Annotated in this window: 6 protein-coding genes; 5 read left to right on the plus strand and 1 reads right to left on the minus strand. The window is 58.8% G+C overall.

Annotated features, from left to right (window positions below):
- Positions 1 to 151 precede the first annotated feature (151 nt).
- Positions 152 to 925, minus strand: coding sequence for a class I SAM-dependent methyltransferase (locus tag ACIOZM_RS31260; protein WP_401221434.1), 774 nt, complete (start codon positions 923 to 925; stop codon positions 152 to 154).
- A 141-nt stretch (positions 926 to 1,066) separates the two neighbouring features.
- Here ACIOZM_RS31260 and ACIOZM_RS31265 point away from each other — a divergent pair, with 141 nt between their 5' ends.
- Genes ACIOZM_RS31265 through pncA form a run of 5 tightly spaced genes read left to right on the plus strand, consistent with a single transcriptional unit; the run spans position 1,067 to position 4,169 of the window.
- Entirely contained in the window at positions 1,067 to 1,627 is a 561-nt protein-coding gene (locus ACIOZM_RS31265; RefSeq protein WP_401221437.1) for a cytochrome b, read from the plus strand.
- 29 nt (positions 1,628 to 1,656) lie between these two features.
- Positions 1,657 to 2,187, plus strand: coding sequence for a tetratricopeptide repeat protein (locus ACIOZM_RS31270; protein WP_401221440.1), 531 nt, complete (start codon positions 1,657 to 1,659; stop codon positions 2,185 to 2,187).
- 22 nt (positions 2,188 to 2,209) lie between these two features.
- Complete coding sequence (locus ACIOZM_RS31275; protein ID WP_401221448.1) at positions 2,210 to 2,737, plus strand: RNA polymerase sigma factor; 528 nt, start codon at positions 2,210 to 2,212, stop codon at positions 2,735 to 2,737.
- Positions 2,734 to 3,492, plus strand: coding sequence for an anti-sigma factor family protein (locus ACIOZM_RS31280; RefSeq protein WP_401221442.1), 759 nt, complete (start codon positions 2,734 to 2,736; stop codon positions 3,490 to 3,492). The genes ACIOZM_RS31275 and ACIOZM_RS31280 overlap by 4 nt, the downstream gene beginning before the upstream one ends.
- 50 nt (positions 3,493 to 3,542) lie before the next feature.
- Positions 3,543 to 4,169, plus strand: a complete 627-nt coding sequence (gene pncA, locus ACIOZM_RS31285; RefSeq protein ID WP_401221445.1) for a bifunctional nicotinamidase/pyrazinamidase — start codon at positions 3,543 to 3,545, stop codon at positions 4,167 to 4,169.
- Positions 4,170 to 4,352: the final 183 nt, after the last annotated feature.

The raw sequence follows: 4,352 nt of genomic DNA on the forward strand, positions 1-4,352 counted from the left end.
CGCACCAGCGAGCTTAGACTCACTCGATTGGTGTGGGAGCAACATACAAGGAGCTGCGGCACGCTGCGATCTTTTGACTTTGAAGATCAAAAGATCGCAGCGTGCCGCAGCTCCTACAGGGGTTGGTGTTTGTCGCTGGATGTGGGCAATTTTAACTGCCCTTCACCGCCACAAACGCTGCCGTCTCGTATGGCACCGTCAACACATGCCGCCCACGCAACTCCGGCTCAGCCGCTACCAACGCCCGAATCTGCTCATCGACGCCATCACGCTGTGCCTGCGGTAGCGCGGCAATAAAACTGGTGGATCGCACGCGATTGAACAGCACATCCTCTGGCGAGCCGGTATGCCCATGATGAAAGCGCTGCACCTGCAATGGCCCGAACGCCTGATGCGGAAACGCCTCTCGCCACGCCCCGGTGTAATAACGCGGCGTATCGCCCTCCAGCGCATTGACGATGGCATCAAGCTTGGGCACCCAACTGACCTGCGTATCACGCAGATTCCAAATCAGCCCCAACTTGCCACCGGGCCTGAGTACCCGGGCGATTTCTGTCAAAGCCTCGGCACTGGCAAACCAGTGGAACGCCTGGGCGCAGATCACCACGTCCACAGATGCGTCGGGCAATGGCAGATCCGTCGCCGAGCCGTTCACCGCCAAAACGTCGGGCCACGCGGCAGACAACTTCTCCAGCATTTGTGGCACTGGCTCTACTGCGATCACTTGCGCGCCGGTCGCAACCAGTCGACCGGTGAACTTGCCAGTACCGGCCCCCAGATCAATTACCGTCTTGTGGCCATCCAGCCCCAGCGTCCTGGTCAACCACTCGCTGACCTGCGGCGGATAGTCCGGCCGGCCTTTGACGTAAGTGTCGGCGGCGGTTTTGTAGCCGGTGGCGGCAGAATGGTGGACATGATCTTTCATGGCAGTTCCCCTGATGACTCGACGGTGGGCGCCCACGAGCATACCGCCAGATTTTGTGTCTACCTTGAACAGTCGCTGACAAACCAATGAATAAAACTCCAGCGTCGCGTGTTAACCGTACATCGACCATGAGGATGCCATATGACCACCGACTCCACCGACCTGCCCGTCCGTTACGACCGCCTGAGCATGAGCCTGCACTGGCTGACCGCGCTGCTGGTGATTGGCCTGTTTGCCTGCGCGCAAATCTGGGAACAACTGCCAAAGGGCACGCCGCTGCGCAAGGAATTACAGGCGCTGCATATCTCCTGCGGAATTCTGTTGGCGGTGATCGTCGTTTGTCGGCTGCTCTGGCGGTTGCTCAAAGGCCGGCGCTTACCGGCGGCCAATCAGGGCGCGCTGAACATTCTGGCGAAAACCGCACATCTGGCCCTGTATGCGCTGCTGCTGAGCCAGATCGTGCTCGGATTCCTGTTGCGCTGGGCCCAGGCAGAACCTTTCAACTTCTTCGGCCTGTTCGATGTCCCAACCCTGATCAGCTTCGATAAAAGCATGAAATCGGTGTTCGGCGGCCTGCATGAACAGGTGGCCTGGGCCATCATCATTCTGGCGGCGTTACATGCCATTGCGGCGCTGGTGCATCACTATGGTCTGCGCGATAACACCTTGCGGCGCATGCTGCCGGGACGTGATTTGAACTGAAACGCGACTTTCACTCTGGAGCCTTGCCCATGACTATCCGTTCCGTTATGTTCGCCGCCCCGCTGCTGCTGGCGGCTGCCTTGTCCAGCCATTTGGCCTTCGCCAATGGCGATGACGATGCACCGGCCAAGCCCAATTGCCCGAAAGGCCAGGTCTGGGACAGCAAGTCGCAAAAATGCGTGTTGCAGACCAGTAGCGCAGTGCCGGATGCCGATCGCACCGATTACGCCTACAGATTGGCCAAGGACGGTCGATACGATGAAGCTCTGGCCTTGCTCGACACCCTGAAACAGCCGAACACCGCCAAGGCCCTCAATTATCGCGGTTACGCCACGCGCAAACTGGGGCGCACGGACGAAGGCATTGGCTATTACCTGCAATCGGTGAAACTCGATCCGCAGTATGCGCAAGTCCGTGAATACCTCGGCGAGGCCTATGTGATCAAAGGTCGCGTCGATCTGGCGCAGGAGCAGTTGCAGCAAATCAAATCGATTTGCGGCACTGGGTGCGAGGAATACCAGGACCTGGCGGAAGCCATCGACGGTTCGTCGAAAACCTGACCATCAATAATCGGAGGCCATCATCGTCAGCGATCAGGCATTCAGAGCGGAACTCGGACAGCATCTGGCGCGACTTTGGCGCTACGGCTTGCTGCTGTCGCGCAATCGGCACGTAGCCGAGGATCTGGTGCAGGCGACGTGCGTGCGCGCACTGGAACGGGCCGGGCAATATGTCGCCGGCACGCGCATGGATCGCTGGTTGCTGAGCATTCTGCATTCGATCTGGCTCAACGAAGTTCGCGCCCGCCGGGTACGTCAGGGTTCGGGACAGGTCGATGCCGATGGTCAACTGGCGTTCGACGGAGAATACGCCGCGCAGACGCATGTGATGGCTGCGCAGGTGATCCGCCGGGTCGACGCACTGCCTGAAACCCAGCGTGAAACGGTGTATCTGGCCTATGTCGAAGGCCTGTCTTACCGCGAAGTTGCCGAGATTCTGCAAGTACCCATCGGTACGGTCATGAGCCGTCTGGCCACTGCGCGCCTGAAACTTGCCGAATACCCGCCGCTGCAAGCGGTGCCGAAAGTCACCGGAGGAGACCGTCCATGAACACCCCTTCGGACGAACTATTGGTGGCGTATCTGGACCGCGAAATCGATCCCGAGCAACGTGCCCGGCTCGACAGCGCAATCAGTGAAGATCCGCTGCTCAGTCTGCGCGTGCAATGGCTGAGCCGCAGCAACCTGCCTTATAAAGACGCCTACGACGAACTGGCGCAACAGGCGCCACTCGATCGCCTGCAAGCACGCCTCGATGCAATCCCCTCACCTGAACGCCCGGGCCTCAGTCGGCGCTGGTTTATCGGCGCGGCGGCGGCAACGCTGGTGGCGGGCGGCGTGTTGGCTGACCGCTTGTTTCTCGGCTGGCAGACACAGCAATCGCACAATTGGCGCGGGCTGGTGAGCGACTACATGGCGCTCTACGTGCCGCAAACCCTTGAGCATTTGCCTGCCGATGAAGCGGCGCAACGTGCGCAGTTGCACACCGTCGATACGCGCCTGGGCCTGAATCTGTCAGTCGCGGCGTTGAAACTGCCCGGCGCCGAATTCAAACGTGCGCAAATGCTTGAATATGACGGCGTGCCGATTGCGCAAATCGTTTATCTGGATGCCCGGCACGGGCCTCTGGCACTGTGTGTCACCCGCTCGAACAGTGGCAGTCAGCCGCTGGCGCATGAGCGCAGGCACGATATGAACGTGGTGTACTGGACCGAGCGCGAACATGCCTGGATGCTGATCGGCCATGACTCGCCGGCGGGACTGGCAGACAAGGCGAACTTGTTGAGAAGTCGTTTAACAGTATGAATCCAGCTGATCTAAGCTGGGTACGTGACTTTCCAAGGAGGATTCCACCGATGGCAATTTCGTCGCGCAGTGCATTGCTGGTCATCGACGTACAGAACGACTTTATCCCTGGTGGCAAACTTGCTGTGCCTGAGGGCGAGCAGATCGTGCCGCTGATCAATCAACTCGCCGGTCAGTTCAAACAGGTTGTGATTGCTCAGGACTGGCACCCGGCGGGCCACGCATCGTTCGCCTCCAGTCACCCGGGGCGCAAGCCTTACGATGTGATTCAACTGCCCTATGGCGAACAGACTCTTTGGCCTGACCACTGCGTGCAAAACACAGCGGGTGCCGAATTTCACTCGGGGCTGGACCTGCCCCACGCGCAACTGATTATCCGCAAGGGCTGCAATCCTGACATCGACAGTTATTCGGCGTTTCTGGAGGCTGATCGCAGCACCACCACGGGTTTGGCTGGTTATTTGAAAGAGCGCGGTATCGATACGGTTTACATGGTCGGACTGGCGCTGGATTTTTGCGTGATGTTTTCCGCGCTGGATGCGCGTTCGGCGGGGTTCAATGCGTTCGTGGTGCTGGATGCAAGTCGGGCGATTGATCTGGATGGTTCGCTGGCGGTTGCTATTGAGAGAATGCAGACAGCCGGGGTCGGCCTGATTCAATCATCCGAACTCATCTGAACAACCCAGAACCCCTGTAGGAGCTGCGGCACGCTGCGATCTTTTGACTTTGCTTCAAAAACAAGATCAAAAGATCGCTGCCTCGTTTCACTCGTGAGCTCCTACAAGGATCAACACTGATCCCTGTAGGAGCTGCGGCACGCTGCGATCTTTTGACTTTGCTTCAAAACAAGATCAAAAGAT

The sequence above is a fragment of the Pseudomonas sp. NPDC087346 genome (assembly GCF_044744235.1).
Classification (GTDB): domain Bacteria; phylum Pseudomonadota; class Gammaproteobacteria; order Pseudomonadales; family Pseudomonadaceae; genus Aquipseudomonas.

Bases quoted from the DNA above. Each gene is read 5' to 3' on its own strand.
- ACIOZM_RS31270 (WP_401221440.1), top strand. From the start codon at position 1,657: ATGACTATCCGTTCCGTTATGTTCGCCGCCCCGCTGCTGCTGGCGGCT.
- ACIOZM_RS31260 (WP_401221434.1), bottom strand. From the start codon at position 925: ATGAAAGATCATGTCCACCATTCTGCCGCCACCGGCTACAAAACCGCC.
- ACIOZM_RS31265 (WP_401221437.1), top strand. From the start codon at position 1,067: ATGACCACCGACTCCACCGACCTGCCCGTCCGTTACGACCGCCTGAGC.
- pncA (WP_401221445.1), top strand. From the start codon at position 3,543: ATGGCAATTTCGTCGCGCAGTGCATTGCTGGTCATCGACGTACAGAAC.
- ACIOZM_RS31280 (WP_401221442.1), top strand. From the start codon at position 2,734: ATGAACACCCCTTCGGACGAACTATTGGTGGCGTATCTGGACCGCGAA.